The organism is Marivivens sp. ABH4_498, assembly GCF_056160585.1.
Map to the genome: position 1 here is coordinate 1 of NZ_JBSWXL010000016.1, position 634 is coordinate 634.

The 634-nt window shown below is 58.5% G+C and carries 1 protein-coding gene; it reads left to right on the top strand.

The annotated features are described in order from the left end of the window. The coding region (locus ACXAGA_RS16455) for a 2-deoxy-5-keto-D-gluconate 6-phosphate aldolase domain-containing protein (RefSeq protein ID WP_475118552.1) at positions 1 to 634 on the top strand (634 nt) is incomplete at both ends.

Consider the following 634-nt stretch of genomic DNA (forward strand, 5'->3'; position numbering starts at 1 on the left):
TGAAGGGTTGGATGGACTGCGCGGACATCAACAACATCGATTGGCCGACGGCTCTGAAATACGCGAATGCTTGCGGTGCTTTTGCGGTATCGCGTCACGGCTGTACCCCTGCTTATCCATCGCTGACCGAGCTGGAGTTTTTCCTGGAACGCGGCGTGGTTCAAAAAGACCTGCGTAACGATCCTGCTCTGGAACAAATCCACTGGTCCACGAACCGTCACACCCGCAACGCGGGCGACTGGTCGACCGTGCGCACCTTTGCGTTCGATCACCGTATGCAGCTAGAGGAAATGGAAGGCTACAGCCTGGAAAAAGGCGGCGCCTTTAAAGAGCTATGCCTGAAGGCCGCGCTGCAGGTAAAGGGCGATCAGGACGGTTACGGCATTCTGACCGACAACCGCATTGGCCGTGCGGCACTACACGCCGCCAGCGGCACAGGTCTGTGGATCGGTCGTCCGACCGAATTGCCCGGATCGCGCCCGATCGAATTTGAACCAGAGCTGGGCGTTGATTTTGGCCAGTTCAAAGAATGGGCGCGTGAAAACGTGGTCAAACTGCTGGTGTTCTGCCACCCTGATGACGACGCCGAAACCCGCGCCCTGCAAGAGGCCCGCGTGAAACGTCTGTGGACAGC